Annotated in this window: 1 protein-coding gene (running past one end of the window); it reads left to right on the forward strand. The window is 72.5% G+C overall.

Going from position 1 to position 26,786, the window contains the following annotated elements:
- On the forward strand, positions 1 to 26,774 hold the 3' portion of the coding sequence (locus ACYVHU_RS09450; protein WP_498948118.1) for an ADP-ribosyltransferase. It extends 17,893 nt beyond the left edge of the window; only the last 26,774 of its 44,667 coding nucleotides appear in the window; the start codon falls outside the window, past its left edge; the stop codon is at positions 26,772 to 26,774.
- Positions 26,775 to 26,786: the final 12 nt, after the last annotated feature.

The following is a 26,786-nucleotide window of genomic DNA, read 5'->3' on the forward strand; positions in this document are numbered from 1 at the left end:
ACCGCGCGACCCACGTCCCCGTCTACCCGCATCTGCGGCGGGACCGCCCGGACCACCTCGGCGGCACCACCGTTCGTGGCGTCACCTGGCGCGACGGCCGCCGCTACACGCCGTGGACTCCCGCCGGGCAGCCAGCCACCGGCGGCGACGGAACCGCGACTCCGCCGCCCCGCACCGTTTTCGAAGCCTACGCCCAGCAGGTGCTCGACGGGATCGCCCGCGCCTACCCCGGCCTGGTGGTGCCGGAGATGGCGCGCACGGCGGACAACTTCGCGCACCGGCCGGCGGGTGAGCACGACGACGCGTTCTTCTCCCGGGAGAACCACTTCCGCCGCAGCCACCCCGTCGCGATCTACAACACGACCCGGGTGCTGGAGACGATCTCCGAGCAGTACCTGACCGACCCGGAGCATGTCGACCGGTGGTTCACCGAGGGCATCGACGTCCACCTCATCGAAACCGCTGTCCTCAATCCCGACCTGAGCAACTTCAACCCCCGGGACCCCAAGAAGGAAGGCTGGTTCCTCCCCGACATTGTCACCGTCCGGCTGAAGGCGACCCCGCACAACCGGGCGTTCGGCGGCACCGTCAGCAAGAACGACACGTCGAACTCGATCGAGGGCACGTCGGGGCGCGGCCTCGTGGAGGAGCACGGGCGGACGCACACCGGCGGCGTGCGGGCGCGGGTCGTGTACCGGGACATCCCCGGCCAGGACGCGCGTGGCATGCCGCGCAGCCAGGGCGGCGCCGGCGTGCGGGGGTACATCACGTACTCGTCCAGCCGTGGGCTGGAGACGGGTGAGACCGACAAGGCCACGGCGGAGTTCAAGGACAAGGGCGACACCGACATCTGGCGGTACGACGTCGACCTTCACGCCGAGATGGGCAAGTTCCGCAAGTCCAGCGACTTGCCGCCTGGCAGCCCGCCGGTGCGGTCCGGGTACGACGGGCACCGCGTCGACCTGATGACCACCGCGAACGGGCAGGGTGTCGACATCCGGGCCCGGATGGAGCTGGAGGCCCCTGCCCAGCTTGACCCGCACGCCCGCGAGAGCGACGCGCCGGCTCGTCCGGACCCGGACCAGGCAGAGACCGCGCTGAGCACTGCCGACGCCAGGAACATGATCAACGGCGGCCGGCCGGACGCCCCGGCCCGGACGCCGCGTGCCGACGTGCTCGACACGATCCCGACCTACACCCACAAGATCAGCACCACGGTCGGCGACACCAACCTGCGGCAGCGGATCTACGGGATCCTGGACGGTGCTCCGGGACTGCAGCGTTTCCTGAAGGAGCGCGCCGGGCACGACTTCTACCCCGTCCACTACTCCAGCAGCGAGCTCGCGTCGCACTCCGACCGGCTGTTCACGGCCCCGCCGGGGTACCGGGCGCGGAACTGGATGCGGAGCTTCGTCTTCAGTGGCCGGCACACCACGGCGCTGTTCGCTGACCGCACCGACGCCACGTTCTATGACCCGCGGCCGAACTCGTCGCTCAAGATCAGTTCGCAGCACGACACGAACGTCGGCCGCACCCACGGCTCGTCGTGGACCGGGGGTGTGGAGACCGAGCTGCGCGGGGTCGGGAACCCCAACCCGACCGCCGAGAGCCTGCGCGAAGCGCAGGGGCAGGATCAGCTCCGCGCCGACCAGGCGAACGCGCCCACCACGCAGGTCATCTCGAACCCGTTCACCGGCTCCCGGACCCTCCGCGGCACGTCGCGGGCGGAGTCGGCGACCTACTCGCAGAAGACGAGCTTCCAGCCGCAGGGTGGCGCCGTCCCGTACACCGCTGACTTGAGCATCACCGGGGCGGCCGAGGTCCGGAAGGACTGGGATCTCGCGGTCAACGTCCCCCGGCATTCGCGGGACGAGGGGTTCCGCGCGAGTCAGTTCAGCGTCCCGCAGGCGGAGTTCGGTTACGCGCCCTCACGGGCCCTGTACCTTGCCGGGCGGGTCCACGACCGGTTCGTCCCCGCCACCGGCGAGGCGGAAGCGCAGCCGAACCCGCAGCTTGGCACCGACCGGTTCCGGGTCCGTCCGGGGTTCGAGGGCGCGGGCCAGCACCTGGGCACCCTGCCACGGCAGGTCCCGGCCCCCGACGGGCAGGGCGGGCCCGACCACCGGCCCACCGGTGTCCAGCTGGACGCCCGGCTGCGGCGGGACAACTACACGCTGACCGGGGAGAGCCGGGAAGCGGTCCTGGAGGAGATTTCCGCGCACCTCACCGGGCGCGGGGCTCCCAAGACGCTGGACGTCAAGCTGGTGGCACTGGACAGCCGCGCCTCGCACGGGCCCGACGGCGCGGACCGGCGGGTCGAGGTCAGCAACCAGATCCGGCACGGCTCGATCACGGTCGAGACGGTGCGTGGCCGCCCGGTCATCACCGACCTCGGCGGGAAGGCGACGTTCGGCAGCGAGACATCGCTGGCGATCTCCGACACCCTGAGCACGCCCGGAACCACGAGCAGGGGCACCCGCTTCGAGGTGTCGGAGCTCCTCACCACGACGTTCCCGGGATCGAGTGACGAGCGGAACCTGCCGAGCGAGCTGCCGCGCGACCGTCCCACCAACGTCGCACCCGCCCCCAACGTCGCCCACACGTCCTCGACCACCCGTACCGAGAGCGACACCGACAAGACCACCACCACCTGGACCACGGAGGTGGACGGTCCGTTCGCGGTGGCCGAGACGCCGGAGCACATCCGGCTCACGGTCGAGTACGGTGACCGTTCCTTCACCATCGAGGGCGACTACGCCACGATCCGGGAATCCTTCCCGGTCGCCTACCTCGACCTCGTGGACGGCGCCGATCCCGAGGGGCAGAACGGGACCGGGCCGGAGACCGCCCCGGCGCCGCCGCCGCGGGTGGTGAACCCGACCGGGCGGCTGGAGGACTCGATCCGCGACTGGCGGAACGCCCAGCAGCCGGCCGGCACGGCGCAGCCGGAGGCGACGCTGACGCCGCTGACCATCCAGGACCACGGCGCGAACATCCTCGACGCCGGCTACGTCGCGGTCGCCCGCGCGCACGGCTGGCCGCACACCGGCGCCCTCCAGCCCGCCGACATCCAGCAGGCCAAGGACTTCGCCTTCGAGAAGGCGGGGGTGCGCCGCAACAACGACCCCATCCGGGCGACCATCAACGAGGACTCCCTCCGGGCCTACTTCAACGACGCGAAGCGCGGTGACGGCGTCGGGCTCATCGACATCCAGGGGCCCAGATGGCAGCCCATCACCAGCCTGCGCACCGACCCCTCCACCGTCCTCGACGTCTCCGGCCCCACTAAGTGGCGGCTGGGGGCCCACCCGCGCACCGACCAGGCCACCCTGATCGACGTCGCCGTCGACTCCTCTACCAAGAACAACCAGACGCACGGCACGGCGCACGCGTCGGCAGTCACCGAAACCGGCACCACGACCAGCTCCGTCCCGGTCCGGCCGGCCGGGACCACCGGTGAGGAGCCGCCGGAGGGCACCCCCACCGCCCCGACCCGCAGCGTCGGCTTGGCCGGTGGAGCCGACCCGGTGTCCGGCCAGGAGGGCAGCGGCACCCGCACCGTGACCGTCACCGACACCGACCACGCGGTGCCCGGCCCGGACGCGAACTCCAAGCGCTCCTACCTGGTGTCCATCCCGGTCGACTGGGTCGTCTCCGTCGAAGTCCCGCACCGGGTGATCCCCGGCCTCGGCCGGCAGCCCACCCAGGGCATGGCCGAGGCCACGTCCACGGTGACGGGCTGGGTCAGCGAGGCGGAGGCGCGCGCCCTCGGTGTGCTGGGCCAGACCCGGACCAAGGCGTGGGACCGGGTCGCGGACGCCCAGGAGAAGCTGGGCGACGCGGAGAAGACCTACTTCGAAGAGCGGGCCAAGCTGCCGCCGCTGGTCCGGCGGCTGCTCGACAACCCCGGCGACCAGGGCACGCTCGCCGACTACCGGGCTGCGGAACGCGAGTACGAGGCGGCACGGACGGAGTTCGAGAGGCAGTTCACCACCTGGCGGGACGCGCTGGACCGTGCCCGCGCCACGATCGGCAACCCCGGCGCCTGGTCCGGCTCGGCGACTCCGACCACGCCGCTGTCGTCGACGCCCACCACCCCGGGTGACGAGACGCCGCCCGGCGGGCCTGGCCTTTCGGATCAGCAGGGGTCTCTGCTCCCGAGGCCGCCCCGCGGCACCGGGAACAATGTCACCGTCATGGCGGTGCAGACCGGCCCGGTCACGCCGCCGCCCCGCACCACCACGGGCAGCCTCCCGCCGGAACCAGGCCCGGTGGAGTCGGCACGCAACCGCGTGGGCGACGCCCAGGCGAACGTCGTCCGGTTCGAAACCAACCTGGAAAACACGCGCAGCGAGCTCGGCCTCGCCGACGACGACCTGTCCTACCTGGGCGGACTCGTCGAAGCCGCCCAACTGCGACTCACCGCCGCCCAAGCCGAGATCGACCTCGCCCAGACCCGCCTCCACGACGCACGCGGCAGCCGCAGCGGCACCGAAACCGCACGGGCAGAGCTGGCCCGCGCCCAGACCGAACTCGACCGCGCGAACGCCGACCTCGCCCAGGCCCGCGACCGCTACACCCAGGCCGGCGGCACCTACCGCCCCGACGGCACCCCCGACACCCCCACCCAGTTCACACCCCCCACCGGCAGCACACCGGACCGCAGCTCCGGCTCGCAGCCCGCCGTGAGCTCCACCGACGGCTGGGGTCTGTCCGATCTCATCGCCAGCGTGAACGCCCCAAACGTCTGGGCGCTCTTTGACACGGTGACGAGTGCGCCGACCGTCGACTCCGCGGCGCGCGCCACCATGGACCCGCTCGCCGGATCGGTGCTGGACCGCAGTGTCCCGCCCTTCGAACGGCCGGCCGACCCGAACACCGACCCGAACCCTGACCCGAACGGCACCGTCGTCCGCGACTTCACGGTGACGGGCACGGAGCAGCCGGCGCCGCTGCCGGAGCCACTGCCGGAACCGGTGCGGCAGCGGCAGCAGGAGGCCGCCACCGCCCACACCGCCTATAACGAGCTGCGGCAGCGCCTGCAGGACGCGGCCGCGGACCTGGAAAAGGCCGAGACCCGGGTCAAGGACTCCCAGGAGGCGGCCACCTCCTCGGCGTCCAAGCACGAGAAGGCCGAGAAGGCCGCGAAGCAGGCGCAGACGGACCGGCAGACCGACGTGGACCGCCACTCGAAGCGGCTGGCCGACGCCGAGCGGCGCGCCACCGAGTCGGACCGGCGGGCCGAGGAGTCCCGCACCCGCCTCGGCCAGTCCACGGACGCGCTGCGCGACGCCGAGCAGGCCCGCGAGGAGGCCAGCCGGGACGCGGCCGATATCCGCTCCGCGGCGGAGACCGCGCACCAGTCGGCGATCGACCGGGCCGCCGCGGTCCGCGCCGCCGCCGGCGAATCCGCCGACCCGGCGGCGGAGAACGCCCGCGCCGACGAGGTGGAACGCCAGGCCCGCCAGGACCGGGACGCGGAGAATGCCCGCGCCGACCGCATCGTGCGGGAGGCCGACGATGCCCTCCGCGCCGCCCAGGGCCGGCGGCAGCGGGACGAGGAGCGTCTCGCGGACGACGTCCGCGCCGCCGGGCTCGACCATGACGCGGCGCGCCGGGAACGGCAGATCCTCGCGGAGCGGACGGCCCAGCACGACCGCGCCGTCCAGAAGGCCAACGAGGATCTGCGCAAGGCGCAGGAAGTCCGGGAGCGGGACGAGCGCAACCTGCTGCGCGACCAGTACGACCTCGCCCGCGCCGGGCAGGCCTACGGCGACCTGCTGCAGCGCACGGCGGACGCCGGCCAGCGGCTGGCCGGCATCCGGGACGGGCTGCGCGACGCCCTCATCGACCACTACCGGTCGGCCGCCGAGCAGGCACGCCAGGCCCGCGACGACGCGGCCGGCGTCCGGGACCGCGCGATACGCGACCGCGACGCCCTGCTGGCCGAGCAGTCCGAAGTGCCCGCGGCCATCGAGCGCGCGGTCCGGGACGGCGACGCCGCCGCAGAGGCCGCCGCCCGGGGCCGGGCCGAGGCGCTGCCCGGGGAGATCGCCACCGCCGAGCAGCGGGTCCGCGACGCCCAGAGCACCTACGAGCAGCGGAACACCGCGTGGGAACGCGCGGACGCCGCCGTCCGTGACGGCGAGCGGAACGCGGCGCAGGAGGCCGCCGACGACCGGGAGAAGGCGGCGTCCTTCGACGGCCACCGCACGGAGGGCCGCGAGCTGTCCGAGCAGGCCGCCACGAGCATCCGCACCCTGCAACCGCGGGTCGACGCCCTGGAAGGCGTACCCGGCAGGTCGCGGGAGGACGACCTCGGCACCTACTCCCGGCAGCTCGACCACCTGCTCGGCAGCGAGCTGCTGGACACGTACCGCATCAAGCTGAACGTGACCGACGGCGACCGCAGCGGCATCGACGCCGTCCTGAACCGGTTCGGCGATCTCGACGCGGACACCCGGGCGCGGTTCGCGGAGGACTTCGCCCGCAACCCGTACCCGTTCTTCAGCCACGACGGCCACACCGTGGACACCGCGGACGGCAAGGTGAAGCTGCGGCTGCGGTCCACGGACAACGACTGGCGGCGCGCGGGTGATCCGCGCGCCAAGCCCGACGACAACGCGCGGGACCCCTACAGCACGGACAGCACCTCGCGCGACACCAAGCGCACCACCACGCGCGGCGCCAGCGTGCAGCGCGGCCTGGGCGGGTCCGTCACGATCAACCCGATGAACGTGACGGGCATCGGCCGCGTGGGCCCCGCCATCGTGCCGATGCTGCAGTTCTCGTGGAACCAGCCGTCGGTGTCGGAGACGCCCAACCAGGGCGTCACCATGAAGACCGAGACGGCGCTCTCGGGCCGCGCGGTGGACTATTCGGCCTCGCTGACGGCCGAACTCACCGTTACGCCGCGCACGGACACCCCGGCGGCCACCGAGACCGCCGGCGAGGAGAGCATCCCGTTCTCGGGGACCACGTCGTTCCAGCAGGACAACGGCATCACCCTGACCGTGGAACTCGCGGACCGCACCGCCACCGAGGCGCCCGCCGAGTTCACGCTGCACGATCCATTCGCGCCGCGTGATTCGGGTACGGAGCCGGCCGGCAACCCGGTCGGCGCGCGGGCGGCCGGGATCCACGGCGCGGCCGTCAACGGCATCCGCCACACGGGCCCGGACTCCCAGACCCTCGCCGACTGGGTGGTCGACCACGTCAACCAGCCGCGGCCCCGGACGCGCTGGCAGCGGTTCAAGGACGCGGTGCTGCCGGACTTCCTCCGGCACTACAAGCCGAACCCGCGGAACGCCGACGACATCCGCAAGGCGCTGTCGGACGACTCGATCCGCGAGATGCTGCCGGACCTCACGCGAGGACCGGTGCCGCTCGTCGTCACCGACAACAGTGGCCGCGAGCACCTCGCCACCATGTGGTCGGTCCCCGAGCGGTACAGCCGGTTCGACGACCGCCCCACCAAACTCGACCTGGACCTCAAGACCGAGACCAGCAAGGACGCCGACAGCTCACTCCAGCGCTCCAGCGGGATGAGCGCCGGCCTGGGGGTCGGCGCGGTCCTGCAAATCCTCAGCAGCGTGCTGCGGCTCGACGTCCCGATGGTGGACTACCGGTACAACCGGGACCGGTCCGTGGGGAACTCGCGGAGCGCGGGCGGCATCTCCAACGCGATCACGAAGAGCGGCGACACGGCGATCTACGACGTGCGCCGGAACTACTACCTGCAGTTCGAGGGCGAGTCCACCCCGCACCGGTTCACAGGGAACACGGTCGAGGTGCTGTCGGTCGACGACGCCCAGCTGCTGGCCGACCCGCACCGCAACGACGCCGACGCCCAGGCGCGCCGCGACCACGCCCCCATCTACCCGCACCTGCGCCAGGACCGGCCCGACCATCTCGGCGGCACCACCATCCGTGGCATCACCTGGGCGGACGGCAGCCGGTACGCCGCCGCCCAGCCGGGCACCGAGGCGGCGGCCACCGCGCCCTCCGGGAGCGGCACCACCCGCCAGGACGGCCAGGAGCCCGGCAGCACGGACCCGGCCACCACCCCGCAGGACGGGGAGCAGACCGCCACTCCGCCACGGACGGTGTTCGACGCCTACGCCCAGCAGGTGCTCGACGGGATCGCCCGCAAGTACCCCGGCCTCGTGGTGCCCGAGATGGCGCGCGCCCGCAAGGACTACGCGCTGCGGCCGGGGAACGAGCACGACGACGCGTTCTTCTCCCGGGAGCACCACTTCCGCCGCAGCCACCCCGTCGCGATCTACAACACGGCCCGCATCCTGGAGACGATCTCCGAGCAGTACCTGACCGGCCGCAGCCAGACCGGCGACTGGTTCAACGAGGGCGTCGACATCCACCTGTACGAGACCGCCCTGGTCAATCCCGACCTCAGCAACTTCAACCCCTGGAACCCGGACAAGGAGGGCTGGTTCCTCCCCGACATCGTCACCGTGCGGCTGAAGGCGACCCCGCACGACCGGGAGTTCGGCGGCACCCTCAACAAGAACCGCATCGGTGACACCGGTGCCGGGACCTCGGGACGGCAGCGCAGCGAGGAGCACGAGCGCGGCCACACGGTGGGCGTGCGGGTGCGCGCGATGTTCCGGGACATCGCGAACCGGGACACCCGGCTGATGCCCCGGCTGCAGGCCGGCGGCGGCGTCCGGGCGCAGGGGTCGCACTCCCGGACCACCGGCCTGGAGACCGGCCAGACCGAGAAACGCACGACGGCGCTCAGCGACAAGGGCGACACCGACGTCTGGCGGTACCAGCTCGACCTGCACGCCGAGATGGGCAAGTTCCGCAAGTTCGACGACCTCCCGCCGGACCAGCGCGAGGTGCGGACCGGCTCCGCCCGCGACACCTTCCGCTCACCGGACGAACGCGGCCCCAACCGCTACGACGGCCACCGCGTCAACCTCATGACCGACGCGAACGGCCAGCCCGTCCACCTCACCGCCCGCATGGAGCTGGAGGCCCCCGCCCAGCTCGATGCGACCAGGCGGGAGGCGGAGCCGCAGAGCGACGCCAGCACGCCGGCGCGGAACGACTCCGTCAAGCTGGCCCCGGACGCGGTCCGCCGCATGATCAACGGCGGCCGGCCAGACGCCCCGGACCGGACGCCGCTAGCCAGCGCGCTGGACCAGCTCCCCACCTACACGGCGAACATCAGCTCGGGGTCCAGCGACCGCACGCAGCGGCAGCGGATCTACGAGCTGCTGTCCGGCGCCGCCGGGCTGCAGCGCTTCCTCAAGCGCGCGGCCGGGCACGACTATTACCCGACCTTCTTCTCCGGGGAGACCCTGGCCGGCCACGCCGACCGGCTGTTCTCGACGTCGCCGGGGCACCGGACGCGCAACTGGCTGCGTGGGTTCTTCTTCAGCGGCCGGCACACCGTCGCGCTGTTCGCCGACCGCACCAACGTCCGGTTCCACGACCTGCTGCCGAACTCCACGCTGAAGTGGACCACACAGCTAGAGGCCGGCATCACCCGCAGCAAGGGCACGTCCACGAACGTGTCCGTCGAGGGCGAGGTGCGTGCGGTCGGCAACCCGAACGAGAGCGCGGCCTCCGCGCGCAGCCGGCAGGCGCCGAACGACCCCAACCGGGGACTGCTGCGCGCCAACGACTCCGGCCTCCCCAGCATCCAGGGGGCGCTGAACCTGTTCAGCGTCGGCCGTGGGCGCAGCAACGGCCAGTCCGAGGCCGCGACCTTCACGGAGAAGACGAGCTTCAAGCCGCACGGTGGGGTGCGCGCCTACAACTCGGACGTGCGGCAGACCGAGGTCGCCGAAATCCGGCGCGACTTCGACTTCGCGGTGAACGTGCCCCGCCACGCCAGGGGGGACCAGCACCGCGGCTTCCAGCACACGATCAGCAACGAGGAGTTCGGGTACGCCCCGCTGCCTGAGCTGTACGACGCGGGGCTCGTCAACGACCGGTACGTCCCGCCCGAACCGCCGCAGAGCCCGGCTGAGACGGACGGCGCGGAGCGGACCGAGGGCACCGAGCGGACCGAGGGGACGGAGAACCGTTCCATCGGCCGGACCGAGCCGCAGCCCAACCCGGAGCTGCGCCCCGACCGGTTTGCGGTGCGGCCGGGCTTCGAGAATCAGGGCCAGCGGCTGAAGAACGTCCCCCGGACTCCCCCGCCGGAGGCCAGCAAAGACCCGCTCGGCGTGCAGCTCGCCGACCGGCTGAAGCAGGACAACTACGTCCTCACCGGGGACAGCCGCGAGGCGGTCCTGGCCGAGATCAACGCGCACTCCACCGGGCGGAAGGCGCCGAAGGACGTCCTGGTCAAGCTGTACGCCGACGAGGGCCGGTTCTCCCGGGGAGAGGGAGACGACCGGCGGAAGCGTCCGCGCGTCGAGTTCGACAACCAGACCCGCGAGGCGACCATCCGGGTGGAGACCGTCCGTGGCCGCCCACGGCTCACCCGGGCCGGCGGCGGGGCGACGTTCGGGCACGAGATCAGCCTGGCCGACAAGACCAAGGAGAAGGAGGGCGAGAGCAGCAGCCTCGGCACCCGCGTCGAGGTCGCGCCGCTGATCCCCACGCCGCTGTCCGGCGGGGACGAGCCGCGTAACCTGCCGGGCGAACTGCCGCCGAACCGCTTCACGAACATCACTCCGGCGCCGCGCATCGGGTTCTCCAGCTCGGAGGGTGAGAACACCAGCACCGGGGACAAGGACACCACCAACTGGGTCTCCGAGCTGGTCGGCCCGTACGCCATCGCGGAGACCCCGGAGTACATTCAGCTGACGGTCGAGTACGGCACCCGCCGGTTCACCCTTGCGGGCGACTACACCACCGTCAAGGAGGCGTTCCACTCCGCCTACCTCGTCGCGAAGGACGACCCGGCCGACACTGGCACCACCGGCTCGCGCAGCGGCGAACAGGCCGGTGACGGCGGCACGGGCGAGCAGCCGGCTGAGCGCCCGACCGCCACCGAGCGCGAGGACGCCCAGCAGGACGGGCAGGTCACCGCTTCCACCCCGGCACCACGGCAGGAAACCGCCCCGGCCGCGCTCGACGGCGCCATCCGGGACTGGACCCCCCAGAACGGGCAGCCCGCAGCCGGCCAGCCCGCCAGGTTCATTCCCCTCTCGGTGGAGGCCGACGGCCAGGGCATCACCGACGCCGGATACGTCACGATGGCGCGGGCGAACGGCTGGTCGCACTCCGGCGACCTCGACTCCGACGCGCTGAAGCAGGCCAAGGCCTACGCCATCAAGAAGACGGGGATCCGGCCCGACAACGACCCGATCCCCGGCAACCTCAACCGGGACTCCGTCCGGGCCTACTTCGAGGAGGCCAGCAAGGCGGACGGGGCCGAGTTGCTCAGCATCGGCCGCAACGAGTGGAAGCTCGGCGCGAAGCCGCGGTACCGCGAGGCCACCATCATCGACGTCGCCGTCGACGGCCAGGCCAAGGGTCTCCACTCGCACAGCACCAGCAACTCCCGGGCGGTCCCCACGTCCGGCTCCACCACCGGGGGGCTCGCGCTCCGGCCGGCCGGTCTCTTCACCGAGCAGAACTCGGGGGCCGGCCAAGGCGGGGCCACCGGCACCACCCCCGCCGACGGCATTCGCGGGGACACCGTCGTGCTGTCCGGCCAGCTCGGCGGGGACATGGGCGCCGGCGACCGGGCCACCCGCACCGGTGAAAGCACCGACGGCGGGCACTCCGACAACACGCCCCCGGCCGACTCCAAGCGCACCTATCTGGTCTCGGTCCCCACCGACTGGGTCATCGCCGCGCAGCACCGCAACCGCAACATTCCCGGGCTGGGCCGTGGGACGACCCTCGGCATGGCGAGCGTGCCGTCGAGGGTCATCGGCTGGATCAACGAGTCCGACGCCCGTGAGCTCGGGCTGCTGCCCCAGGATCCGGAGGACGCCGCGGAGTGGACGCGGGCCTGGGAGGCTGTCGGGAAGGCGCAGAAGGATCTCAGCGACGCCGAGAAGACGTACTACACGAAGCGCGGCAAGCTGCCGGATCTGGTCAGCCGGCTCGTGGCGGCCGACCGCGCCGTCGCGGACGCGCGGGCGGGACTCGCCGCGGCGAGCAGGTTCTCCGACCAGGCGCGCCGGGACGGTGACGAGTCGGAGCGTGACGTACAGGCCGTCGCCCGGGCGCGGGACGCCCTCCGGGACGCCGTGGAGGCCGCCCGCACGGCCCGCACGGAGTACGAGGCGGCCGAGAAGGCGTACGGCGAGGCCCGCGCGGACTTCGAGAAGAAGTTTGACACCTGGTGGGACGAGCTGACGAAGGCGCGGCGGCACATCGCCGACCCGTCCGTGCGCACCGCCCCGGACGACGACACCTCGAAGGACACCTCGAAGAGCACGTCCAGGCCGCGTCCGCCGCAGCTGCCGGACTTCACCGAGGCCGGCCGGGTGAACCCGGCCACGGCCCCGGCGCCCACGAACCGGCAGATCGACACGGTCACGGTCATGATGATGGAGACCGGCCCGGAGGTGCCGCACCCCGCGCCGGACGGACCGGTCAGCCGCGCGGTGACCGACGCGCGCACGCAGGTGGCCCGTGCCCAGGTGGAGGTCGTGCGGTTCGAGACCGACCTAGAGGACACCCGGGTCAACCTGGACCTCGCCGACGACGACCCCTACTACCTGGGTGGGCTGGTCGAGGCGGCCGAGCGTCGGGTCACCGCCGCCCAGGCCGAGATCGACCTCGCGCAGGCCGAGCTGGACGACGCCCGGGGCAACCGGACCGGCACCGACCTGGCGCGGCGGGAGATGGCGCGCGCCCAGACCGAGCTCGACAATGCCCGGTCGGCCCTCGACCAGGCGCGCGAGCGCTTCATCCAGGCCGGCGGCACCTTCACCCCCGACGGTGCTCCGGTGCGCCCCGCGCCCACGGTGCCCAGCGACACCGGCCAGCCCCCGGCACCCGAGACGTTCCCGCCTGCCGTGCGGCCGGAGAAGTCCGGCGGCGAGGAGCCCGGCCCGCGCCCGGCGGCCACCAGCACCACCGAGGAGACGCGGCCCGCTACCCCGCCGCCGCCCACCACCCCGGCGCCCGCTGTGTCCAGCGACCTGCTGGCGCAGTTCTCGGCGGCCCTGGGCCCGCAACGGCCGGACGCCACGGATGGCACCACGCGGGGCCAGGACGGCACCGGCGATGGCGGCACGCCCACGGCCGGTGCGGAACGGCCCGGCCAGGCGGCCGAGCGCGCCGGCACACCCGACGCTGACACCGTCCGGGCGCCCGAGCCGGTGTCCACCGGCGACCAGGCCGGAGAGCCCGCCCGCGACGGGCAGGCCAGCCCCCGGCCCACGCCGGAGCGGCCGGGCGAGGAGCCGGAAACCCGGCCGGTGCCGCCCACGCCGTCCGAGGACGGCACGGACTCCGACGGCCTGTCCTCGACGACGGAGTCGGTTGACTGGGACTGGGCCGATCCGCCGTCCCCGGCCTGGACGCCGTGGGCCGGGCAGGCCGGGCCGTCCACGCGGCCGGGACAGGGTACGCCGGCCGGGCAGCCCGGAACGCGCGGCAGCGGAGACGGCGCGGTGGACAGCCCCACCACCGGGCTCGGCACTGAGGACTCCGCCAGCGACGTCTCGTCGCTGGACAGTGACGACTCCCGCTCGGAGAGCGCCGGCTCCGTCAGCACCGCGGCCACGTCCGTGCTCTCCGACGGTTCCGCGACCCTGGCCGGCAGCGACGACGCCGCGTCCTTCGTCTCCGACGATTCGGCGACGCTGATCGGCAGTGACGACGGTGTCATGGCCGACACCGCCTCGGACGTCTCGGACGAGTCCGTCCCGTCCCTAACCGAGGACTCCGGATCGGACAGCGACCGGTCCGACACCGACTCCGAGCCGGACACCGACGCCCACCCGCTGGCCAGCCAGGCGACGCTCCCCTGGGACGGCACGTTCACCGTCAACACGGCGCGCACGGACGGCGCTCCGGACGACGGCCGCGCCGACCGGTCCGTGGACGCGGCGCGGGCCGAGGTGGCGCAGGCTCAGGCCGGCGTCGTGCGGTTCGAGACCGATCTGGAGGACGCGCGCCGCAACTTCGGCCTGCCCTACGACGACCTGTACCACCTGGGCGGGCTCGTGGAGGCCGGGCAGCTGCGGGTGACCGCCGCCCAGGCCGAGATCGACCTCGCGCAGGCCCGCCTGAACGACGCGCGCGGCAGCCGCATGGGCACCGAAACCGCGCGGGCAGAGCTGGCCCGCGCCCAGACCGAACTTCGCAACGCCCAGACGGCCCTCGACCAGGCCCGCGCGCGCTTCGCCCAGGCCGGCGGGACCTACCAGCCGGACGGCAGCCCGGAGCGTCCCACGCCAGCGGTTCCGGACGGGAACGGCCAGCCGGCGGACGCGCCGCGGGCGCAGGCCCCGGTCACCACGACCGGTCCAGCCGCCGTCTCCAGTGGCGGCAACGGCACCGGCCCGGACAGCAGCGTCCCCGCCTCCATGGACACCACCGCCCGCGACCGGGAGGCCGACGCCCACCTGCGGGAGTGGCGGGCCAACCCCATCGTCGACGTCAACATGGCGCACGTCGACCTCGGCTCCGCCCGCCCGCAGAACGGGGAGTGGCCGTCCGGCGACATCCGCGCCTACCTCCCGCCCGCGCCGCGCTGGGAGGGCACGGCGGAGCAGCCCGGCAGCGCCGGTATGGACGGCGCCACCCGGTTCGACGACGACCGCGCCGCCGTCGAGTGGGCGAACCAGCACATGCCCACCGATGGGATGGACGGGACACGGCCGTGGCGGCTGCTCACCTTCCCGCAGCAGCGGGCGGTGGAGGACTTCACCGGCACGGGCTACGAGCTGGCGGACGCCGGGCTGCGCGACGGCGACGTGCCCACCCACCGCGAGCACGAGTTCGTGCGGATGGTCGACCAGCTCGACCAGGCCATCGACCGGTCCCGGGTGCCGGGGCCGCTCGTCCTGCACGCCGGTGCGGACCGCGCGCTGCTCGGCCGGCTCCTCGCCACGGTTGACCCCGGCAGCCAGGGCATCCCCACCCCGGAGAACGTGCGGAACCTGGTCGGTACCACCTTCACCGAGCCCAGCTACCTGTCCGCCAGCATCGGCTCCCACTTCCCCGGAGGCCGGGACGTCTACCTGCTGCTGCGCGTCCCCCAGGGCCACCCCGGGCTCAACGTCATGCGGCTCTCCGTCTTCGGCGACGAGGAACGCGGGATCCTGCTGCCGCGCAACACCAACCACGTGATCCACGCCGTCTACCAGCGCCGGATCGACACTCCGCTGAACGGCGGCACCCGCGACGCGTGGTTCATCGAGGCCGAGGTGGTCCCCACCGGCTGGGAACCGCCCGCCGACTGGCGTCCCGCCGCCGTTGGTGACGCCGACCGTGGCTACCCCCGCCCCACCGGCGAACCCGCGCCGTCCACGTGGCCGGCCTACGTGCTCCCGCAGGTCCCCGCGACCGCGACCACGGCCGATGGCCCCACGCCGGACGCCACACCGGCCACCGACGGTCCCGGCACGGACACCGCCGGGCCGGAGCCCGGGCCACAGCCCGGTGCCGGGGACGACAGCGCCTCCGGCACCTCGTCGCACCCGGACGACGCCGGCTCCGAGGACTTCGGCAGCGAGGCCGGCCCCGCCCTGTTCGACTCCGACGGGGACAGCGACACCGACGCCACGTCGCATCCGGACGACGCCGCCTCCGTCCTGTCCGACTCCGAGGACAGCGACACCGCCTCCGCCCTGTTCGACTCCGACGGGGAGAACGACACCGACGCGACGTCGATCGCACCGTCGCTGTTCTCCGACAGCGACGTGTCCGACGCCGAGTCCTGGGACTCCACCCCGCTCTTGGACCGGGGGCTGTCGGATGACGACTCCGACGACGACGCGGGCCCGTTCGCCGGCGGCCACGGGATGGCGGGCCCGGCGTTCCCCGCCACGCTCGCGGTGCACACGGCGCTCACCGACTCCGCCCCCAACGGCCGGCCCGACGGGGCGCGGCCGGACACCGAGGGTCCCGACGGCCAGTCCGTGGACGCGGCGCGCGCCGAGGTGGCCCGCGCCCAGGCCGATGTGGTCCGCTTCGAGACGAACCTGGAGAACACCCGCAGCGAGCTCGGCCTCGCCGACAATGACCTCTCCTACCTGGGCGGGCTCGTCGAGGCCGCCCAGCTGCGAGTCACCGCCGCCCAAGCCGAGATCGACCTCGCCCAGGCCCGCCTCGACGACGCACGCGGCAGCCGCAGCGGCACCGAAACCGCACAGGCGGAAATGACGCGCGCCCAGACCGAACTGCGCAACGCCCACACCGGCCTCGACCAGGCCCGCGACCGCTACACCCAGGCCGGCGGCACCAGCGACCAGGCCGTCTTCGCTCCCCCCACGGAGACCTCCCTCCGGGACACGGACAGTTCCCCCGCCACCCGGGGTGACCACGCCGTGCCCACCACCGGCAACCTGGCCGCCACGGCCACCACTGACCCGTCGCAGCGGCCGGCCGGGGATGACCCATCGTCCGCCACCCCGGTGGTCGAGGACCCGTTCAGCAGGCGGACCTCCCCGCCCGCCTCCGACTCGGACGGCTCGGACGTGGACATGGACAGCGACTCCGACGACGCTATGGACGTCGACGCGTCCAGCGACCCGTTCGACAACGTGGACACGGACCCGCTGCTCGACGGAATCGACGACCTCGAGGCGGACGACGCCGCCGAGATGCTGCGCACCTACTACGACCACCATGTCAAGGGCGAGGGCCTCGACTCGGTGTTCGGGGGCGACCGCGACATGGAGGAGCAGTACCTGAACTACACCAGGTACTGGCAGGAGAACGGCGCCCTGCTCGAGGCACTGAACAATTTGACCGACGTGGGCATCACGCCGCCGCCGGGCGGCTGGGAGCGGGTCGCCAACTCCCCCCTCCGCACCGCCGCGCTGTCCGACGAGCTCGCCGATCGGTTCGGCAGCCGCCCCGGGCAGACCCGCGACTTCGCCGTCCCCACCGACAACGGCGCCGTGCTGCCCGCACGCGTCATCCAGCGTGATGGCCTGCTCGGCTCTACCCATCCGCGCTTCGAGTGGAACCGGATTCCACGGGTGACGCCGGACGGCCGCGACACCGTCGAGACCGTGGTGCGCCTCGAACGGGTGCAGAGCTTCGCCGGTCCACGCCCCGACGTCATCGTCCGGGCCGAGAACGAGCTGGTCCGGGCCATGGAAGCCCAGATCAACGACGGGCGCACCATCACCCACGGCAACGGCGCCAGCGAGCGGATCCCCTACACGCTGCGCAACGGCGCCGAGCTCCGGCTCCGCGTCGAACTCGTCGACCGCGGCCAGGCCGACCGCTACCGGCTGCACGGTCACCTCGTCTGGGGCAAGCCGTTCCGGGCCGGAGCCGGGCCGCAGCCGAACCACACGATCGCCGTGCCCGACGTGCTCTCCTGGTTCGGGCTCACCGAGTCGGGCGCGTCCCAGGCCGCGCGGACCGGCGCTCAGAGCACCCCGCCGGCCCGGGTCACCGCCGTCTCGCTGTCCCGGATCTCCGCCCTGACCGCGGAGCCCATCAGCGCACCCGCTCCCGTCTACGACGGCCTGGTCGGCCGCGTGCACTGGAAGGACGCCCGCGACCACGTCCCCGTCACCATCATTGGTGCACCGGATGACGCCTCCGGCGTGGCACGCCAGCGCGGTCCGGAGATGCGGACCACGGCCGTCCCGGCCCGTCCCACCACGGCTAGCGACCCCAACGGTGTCCGCGTGCCGGGCAATCCGGACGGCGTGCCCGAGTTCGTTCTGCCCGCCCGCCGGCACCGCTACAACATGGTGGGCTACTTCGAGGTCCGCCGGATCCCGATTCCGGACGAGTTCCGCACGCCCGGCGGCCCTTCGCACGTCCGTGAAGTCACCCTCCGCATGCAGTTCGGCTTGGACGGGGTTGACCCCGACGTGGCCGCCCAGCGCATGCGGGCGTTCCGCGAGAAGCTGGATGAGGCCATCAACTACCGGCACCGGCTTCCGAACCAGGACGGTTCTCCCGGCGACCAGCTGCACTACACGGTCGAGGAGGCGGGCACTCCCGGCGTTACCGGCCCCATCCACCGGCCGGTCACGTGGGTCGGCGAAGGCCGGCGGGCCAACATGGGGCAATGGCCGGTGGACGCGCCTCCCAGTGCCCTCGTCCACGAGATGTTGCACATGTCCGGGCTCGCGGACGAGTACTACCAGAGCGACACCCCCGCGGTGTTCCGGACCCGCCCCGACCAGTCACGGGTGGACATGGCGCCCGGCAACCTCATGGCCTGGTCGAGTACTCCCTTCGCAGGGCTGCGCGAGCACCACCTCCAGCAGCTCGCCGCGCTCACCCAGCCCGCGCTCGACCGTGACACGGGCGGCCCCACCCCCTACGAACCCCCGGTGCGGATCGCGGACCTCACCGAGGAAACGGCGGAACGCATCGGTACCCCGCTCCAGCAGGCGGCACCCGACGTCGTGGACGACCATGACGAGGCGCTCGCCTTCCTCGGCGCCTATCTGGACCACCAGCGCGGCGACAGCGTGGAGCAGGTCACCGAGAATCTGGGCCACTACGAGCAGTCGACCGACGACGGCGGCACCCGCCCCATGACGCCGGACGAGAAGTGGCAGATGCTGCAGGAGGCGTGGAACGCCTGGCGGGCATCCGGGGCGCTGGACACGGCCCTGGCGGACCTCGCGGCGCTGAACACCTCGCCGTTCTCCACAGCGGGTAACCCGGCTGCCGCGCGACCGGCCTCCGGCAGCGCCTCGGACTCCGCGCGGTCCAGTGACGGCTCCGACATGGACATCTCGGACGGTGAGGATCCGCAGGCGTTCCAGAAGCCGCCCAAGCCGTCCGGCGCGAACCCGGCGCACGCCGGCAACCCCACCGGTGACGTCTCCGGCCGTCAGCTCACCGCCGACGACCTGCTCCGGGAATGGCAGGCCAATCCCACGCTCGACGTGAACATGGTGCACGCCGTCATGGGCGACTCCCGCCCGGCGGACGGCGCCTGGCCGGCCGGGGACATCCGCAGCCAGCTCCCGCCCGCACCGCGCTGGCAGGCCACCCCGGACGAGCCCGGTGGTGTCGGGATGTCGGCCACCCGGTTCGACGACGATGCCGCCGCCGTGACGTGGGCCAACGAGACGATGCCGGTCGAGGGGCACGACAGCTCGAACCCGTCCGCGCAGCTGCTCACCCCCGAGCAGGAGCAGGCGGTTCGGGACTACACCAGCCTCGACTTCGACATGCTGAAGAAGGGGCTGCGGCACGGAAACGTGCCGCCCGGGGAGGAACAGCGGTTCCGTCAGCTCGTCACCGACCTCGACGCGGCGATCGAGCGTGGCCAGCTGCCCACGGCGTTGAACCTGCACTGGGGCATCAACGATGAGGTGGTCGGGCAGCTGGTGGCGTCCCTGGTGCCCGGCCACCAGGGGCCGCTCACGCCGGACATCGCGCAGCGGATGGTCGGCAGCACCTTCACCAACAGCAGCTACACCTCGGCCTCCATCGGCTCGCACTCGGCCGTCGCCCGCGACGCCTACGTGCTGCTGCGCGTGCCCAGCGGCCACCAGGGGCTCAACGTCATGCGGCTGTCCGAGTACGGGATGGACGAGCGGGAGATCCTGCTCCCGCGCGAGATGAAGTCCGTGATTCACGGCGTGTACCAGCGCCGCATCGACCTGCCCAACGACCTCGGCACCGTGGACGCCTGGTTCATCGAGGCGGAGGTCGTCCCGACGGACTGGGAGCCGCCCGCGGACTGGCGCCCGGCCCCGCTGGGTGACGCCGACCGGGGTTACCCCCGGCCGACGGGCCGGATCGGCCCGTCGGGTGGGTACGGCCCGAACGCGATGCCGGGCCAGCCCGCGCCGTGGGGCGGCCCGTGGCAGGTCAACATGGTGGTCACGGATCCGGCCACGCCCAGCTCCGGGAACGATCCTCAGCCCGGCGCCGATCGCACCGGTGGCGCCCCCGCCACCACCGGCCCGGACCGGAGCGGGCGCACGGTGGACGAGGTGCGCGCCGAGGTGGCCCGCGCCCAGGCCGATGTGGTCCGCTTCGAGACGAACCTGGAGAACACCCGCAGCGAGCTCGGCCTCGCCGACAATGACCTCTCCTACCTGGGCGGGCTCGTCGAAGCCGCCCAGCTGCGAGTCACCGCCGCCCAAGCCGAGATCGACCTCGCCCAGGCCCGCCTCGACGACGCACGCGGCAGCCGCAGCGGCACCGAAACCGCGCGGGCAGAGCTGGCCCGCGCCCAGACCGAACTGCGCAACGCCCACACCGGCCTCGACCAGGCCCGCGACCGCTACACCCAGGCCGGCGGCACCTTCACCGACGACGGCGCCCCCAGCACACCCACCCCGTTCGGCCCCCGCTCCGGCCAGGTCCCGGCTCCGTCACCCACCACCAGCACCGGGGACAGCAGCGCGGTCCCCGCGCCCCCATCCGGCGACACCACGCTGCGGGCCTGGCCGAGCGACCCGACCGTCCAGGTCAACCTGGCGTTCACCGACCCGCCGTCTCCGGCGAGCCAGGCCGGGCCGTCCACGTTCCCCGGTGCGCAGCAGCCGCCCGCCGGGTTCCGCCTCACCGACCTTCCGCACCAGGTGCAGGCAGACCTCGCGCGGCACTTGGCTGCCAACCTGCGCCCGGGCGTTCCCGAACAGGCCGCCCTCCCGTTGCTCGCCGCCTACTACAACCACCACGTCAACGGCGCAGCACTGGCCGACGTGGCCGCGCCCTTCGCCAACGGCCGCCCGCCCGAGCAGATCGCGCCGGTCATGCGCGACCAGTGGAACCAGTGGCGTCAGGACGGCTCACTGTTCTGGGCGGTCAACACCCTCTCCACCCACGGCGTGCCCGTACCCACAGACACGTGGTCACGGTTCCTCCCCGACGACTCGCTGGACGACGCGGCGAACGTGCCGGACTCTGGGAGCGACGCGGCAACGCCACAAGGTCCCGCCCGCGTTCCCACGCCGCTACAGCGGGAGATCGCGCAGCACCTGGATTTCGACACCCACCCGCGCCTCAACACGAGTAGCACGGTGCCCCTGTTCACCGCCTACCTCGCTCACCAGCGCGGCGTTCCCATGCCGGAGATCGTTTCGCACTTCCACAGCCGCTCGCTGAGCCCGGTGGAGGTCGAACAGATCATTCGTGAGCAGTGGGCGCTGTGGCACCGCTCCAACACCCTGAACAACGCCCTGGACGTCTTCACCGACAACGGCACCGACGTGCCGTGGACCATGCGCATTCCTCCCGCGTTGCCGTGGCTGGGCAACGGCGAGGAGCCCGATGGCGTCGGCATGCAGCACGCCCGCCGCTTCGACAACGACCAGGAGGCCATCGACTGGGCACAGACCATCATGCCGTCGCCGAACCTGATGGAGGACTCGTACGACGCACTCGAAACGTACGCGGCCGACGGATACGAGTTCATTAAGGCGGGCCTGCGAGAGGGCAAGGTCGTCGTGCAGCCGGGACAAACCCGGCAGGAGGCCGAGCAGTCCCTCACCGAGTTGGTCGCGAACATCGACGCCGGGATCGCCGAATCGACGTTGCCGGAGTCCGTCATCCTGCACCGTGGGGTCAACTGGGACTACATCGAGCGGATGTTGCGGGACCGCCACCCCAACATGGATCCGCGTGCGGCCGCGGCTGACCCCAGGATCCTCCAGAGCCTGGTCGGTATGACGTTCACCGATACCAGCTACGCCTCGACGTCCATCGGCACGCACTCCCCCATGCAGCGCGATGCCTACTTCATGATCCGGGCACCCAAGGGGCACCCCGCTATCAACCTCATGGACATCTCCAAGGTTGGGACACCCGAGCGGGAGATCCTGCTGCCCCGGGGAACCAAGTTCATCATTCACGCCGTCTACCCGCGGCGGGCTCCGCTTCCGCAGAGCCTGCTGATCCGGCCGCAGCTCTTCTTCGAGATCGAGATTGTGCCCACCAGCTGGAATCCGCCTCCTGGCTGGCGGCCCGCCCCGCTCGGTGACGCAGATCGCGGCTACTGGAACGCCGACCGGGTTCCGGACGACAATCCCATCCCCCAGTTGATCAGCGATGCCACCCTGGATCAGTGGCAGGGCGCCGGCGGAACCGTCCAGATCCACACGGCGCTCACGGACCCCGGGGACGCGACCCAGCCGGACAGCGGCGGCCGCGACGACCGGGGGCCTCGGGTGCCGGTGGATGAGGCTCGCTCTCACGTGAGCCGTGCCCAGGCCGACGTCGTCCGGTTTGAAACGAACCTGGAGAACACCCGCAGCGAGCTCGGCCTCGCCGACGACGACCTGACCTACCTGGGCGGGCTCGTCGAGGCCGCCCAGCTGCGGGTCACCGCCGCCCAAGCCGAGATCGACCTCGCCCAGGCCCGCCTCGATGACGCGCGCGGCAGCCGCATGGGCACCGAAACCGCGCGGGCAGAGCTGGCCCGCGCCCAGACCGAACTTCGCAACGCCCGCACCGGCCTCGACCAGGCCCGCGAACGGTTCATCGAGGCTGGCGGCACCATCGACCGGACTCCGTCCGCTCCCCCCACGGCGCCCACCCTAGGAGCGGACGGCGGCTCCACCTTCCGGGGCGACGGCACTGGCGACGTCATGGTCAACACCTCCATCGACCCGCCGCAGCCGCCTGCCGGGGCAGGCCAGTGGTCCGCCACCCCGCTGGGCGGGGACCCGCTCAGTAAGCGCGTCTCGTCCGCTTCCGAGGCCTCGGACGGCTCGGACGTCATCATGGGCAACGACTCCGACGACGCCATGGACGTCGATCCCTCCGACGGCCCGTTCGACACCGTGGACGTGAGCCCGCTGCTCGACGGAATCGACGACCTCGAGGCGGACGACGCCGCCGCATTGCTGCGCACCTACTACGACCACCACGTCAATGGCCAGAGCCTGGACACGGTGTTCGGGGGCGACACGGACAGGGAGGAGCAGTACCTGAACTACACCAGGTACTGGCAGGAGAACGGCGCCCTGCTCCAGGCTTTGCACAACCTGAGCGACGCGGGGATCATCGAGCCGCCGGGCGGCTGGGACCGGGTCGCCAACTCCCCCCTCCGCACCGCCGCGCTGTCCGACGAGCTCGCCGAGCGGTTCGGCAGCCGCCCCGGGCAGACCCGCGACTTCGCCGTCCCCACCGGCCATGGCGCCGTGCTGCCCGCGCGTATCACTCAGCGCGGAAGTTTCCCCGACTCCACACATCCGCGCTTCGAGTGGAACCGGATTCCACGGGTGACGCCGGACGGCCGCGACACCGTCGAGACCGTGGTGCGCCTCGAACGGCTGCAGAGCTTCGCCGGTCCACGCCCCGACGTCATCGTCCGGGCCGAGAACGAGCTGGTCCGCGCGATGGAAGCCCAGATCAACGACGGGCGCATCGTCACCTACAGCAACGGCGCCAGCGAGCGGATCCCCTACACGCTGCGCAACGGCGCCGAACTGCGGCTCCGCGTCGAACTCGTCGACCGCGACCAGGCCGACCGCTACCGGCTGCACGGTCACCTCGACTGGGGCCAGCCGGCACTGGCCGGGACCGGGCCGCAGCCGAACCACACAACGGCCGTGCCCGACGTGCTCTCCTGGTTCGGGCTCACCGAGTCGGGCGCGTCCCAGGCCACACGGACCGGCGCTCACGACGCCCCACCGGCCCGGGTCACCGCCGTCTCGCTGTCCCGGATCTCCGCCCTGACCGCCGAGTCCACCAGCAGGCCCGCCCCCGTGTACGACAACCTGGTCGACCGTGAGCACTGGAAGGACGCCCGCGACCACGTCCCCGTCACCGTCATCGGTGCGCGGGCCGGCTCGTCCGGTGTAGAACGCCAGCGTGGTCCGGAGCTCCTGACCACGTCCACTCTGCCGGGTCTCACCACGGCCGACGATCCCGATGGCGTCCCCGTGCCGGGCAACCCGGATGGCGCACCCGAATTTGTGCGGCCCGCCGACCTGCACGACTATAAGGTTTTCGCTCATTTTGAGGTCCGCCGCATTCCCATTCCCGAGGAATTCCGCACGCCTGGCGGCCCCTCGCACGTCCGCGAGCTCACCGTCCGCATCAAGTTCCGCTCGGATGAGGTCGACCCCGACGTGGCCGCCCGGAGTCTGCGTGACTACCGTGAGACGCTGGAGGCCGCGTGGAACTACCGGCACCGGCTCCCCAACGAGGACGGTTCCCCCGGCGACCAGCTGCACTTCACAGTCGAGGAGGCCGGCGCCCCCGGCGTCACCGGCCCCACCCACCGATGGGTCAAATGGGTTCCGTCAGTGGACGGCGAAATTCCACGGGCCACCATGCGAATCTGGCCCGTGGACGGTCCCCCCATCGTGCCGCTCCACGAGACGGGGCACATGTACGGGCTCGTCGACGAATACTTTGAAAGCGATAACCCCGGGCTGTTCCGGATTCGCCCCGACCAGTCACGGGTGGACATGGCGCCCGGCAACCTCATGTCCTGGTCGCACCTCCCGTTTGCGCGGCTGCGCGGGCACCACCTCGACGAGCTCGCCACGCTCACGCGTCCGGCGCTCGACCGTGACACGGGCGGCCCCACTCCCTACGAACCCCCGGTGCGGATCGCGGACCTCACCGAGGAAACGGCGGAACGCATCGGTACCCCGCTCCAGCAGGCGGCACCCGACGTCGTGGACGACTACGAGCAGGCGCTCGCGTTCCTCGGCGCCTATCTGGACCACCAGCGCGGCGACAGCGTGGAGCAGGTCACCGAGAATCTGGGCCGCTACGAGAGCCCAGCCGATGATGGCGGCACTCGCCTCACGACGCCGGACGAGAAGTGGCAGTTGCTTGAGCAGGCGTGGGACGCCTGGCGGGCATCCGGGGCGCTGGACACGGCCCTGGCGGACCTCGCGGCGCTGAACACCTCGCCGTTCTCCACAGCGGGTAACCCGGCTGCCGCGCGACCGGCCTCCGGCAGCGCCTCGGACTCCGCGCGGTCCAGTGATGACTCCGACGTGGAAATGTCGGACGGCGAGGCTCCGCGCGCGTTCTCGAAGCCGCCCAAGCCGTCCGGCGCGAACCCGGCGCACGCCGGCGACTCGACCGGCCACGTGTCCGGCAACCGGGTCGATACCGACGCCCTGCTCCGGGAATCGCAGGCAAATCCCACGCTCGACGTGAACATGGCGCGACTGTCCACCACCGCCGCCGGAAACCGGCAGGACCTGCCGGCCCAGGAGCCCAGCGGGCCGCCCTCCGGCCGCAGCACGTCCAGCCGGGGCATGCGCACTGGCCAGCCGCCGTTCACCAGCGACGACGCCCGCACCTGGCTCGACCGGCGCTTCCCCGTGCCGCCGCTGACCGACGACCAGCGGGCCTACCTGCGCTTCTACCGGGCGCACGGCAGCGACACCATCAACAAGGCGCTCCAGTCCGATCACGAGCCGACCGACAGCCTGCGCAAGGCGGTCGACAACCTTGACTCGGCGTTCCAGCACTGGGGGCTGCCCGAGTCGGTGATTCTCTTCCGTGGGGCGAACTCCGACCTGGCCCACCGGATGGGCGCCTCGGTGAATGACCCGGCGTCCATGCACGGGCTGGTAGGCAAGGTGCACACCGAGCCCGGCTACCTCTCGACGTCGGCCATCCCGCACTCCGACTACACCGCGCGGCGGATCTACGTCATGTTCCGCGCCCCGGCCGGCTACCCGGCGCTGAACGCGGAAAAGGCGGTGCGCAACGGCCAGGACGAGCAGGAGGTGCTGCTCCGGCGCGACAGCAGTTTCGTCATCCACGCTGTCGCCGAGCGTCCCGACCCCTACGGCATGAAATCGTGGTTCATCGAGGCGGAGCTCGTCCCGGACGGGTGGACGCCCCCGCCCGGCTGGACCCCCACTCCCTACGGCGCGAACCTGGACATCGAGGGGCAGCTGGTCCTGTCGCCGAACGGAAGCGGGCCGGCGGCCGGGACCGGTCCGCTGACCGTGAACATGACGGTCACGGACCCGGCAACGCTGGAGACCGGGAACGGCACCCGGCCGGACGCCGGCCACCACGACGGCGCCTCCACCACCACCGGCCCGGACCCGAGTGAGCGCGCCGTGGACGAGGCGCGGGCCGAGGTGGCCCAGGCGCAGGCCGACGTCGTCCAGTTCGAGACCGACCTGGAGACCCTCCGCACGAACTTCGGGATCGCCGGTGACGACCTGTACTACCTGGGCGGGCTGGTCGAGGCCGCCCAGCTGCGGGTCACCGCCGCCGAAGCCGAGGTCAACCTCGCCCAGGCGCGGCTGAATGACGCACGCGGCAGCCGCATGGGAACCCAGACCGCGCGGCAGGACCTGGTCCGCGCCCAGACCGAGCTCCGCAACGCCCACGACCACCTCGGCCAGACCCGCGACCGGTTTGTGCAGGCCGGCGGGGGCATCCGCCCCGACGGCAGCCCCGACCGGCCCGCGCCCGCGGTCTTTGACGTCGATCCCGGATTCCCGTGGTCTGGATCCGGCGGACCCATCAGCCAGATGGCCGCGCCGGGAACCATGCCGCCCCCCGTGACGCAGCCCGGGCAGGACAACGGCGAGGAGGACGAGGCTGTCCCCAGCGCTGGTGAGCCGCCGCTCGGTGACCCCGGCCGTGACGGCTCCGGGGCCGGCCCCGAGCCGGCGGAGACCGAAACGGCAGAGACCCAGCCGGCGGAGTCCGAAACGGCGAAGCCGGAGCCGCCGAGCATGGCCGAAATTTTTCGGCAGGCCCTGAACGGCGGGAACAGCGGAAACTGACGGCTCCGCATA

It is taken from the genome of Marinactinospora endophytica (genome assembly GCF_054780875.1).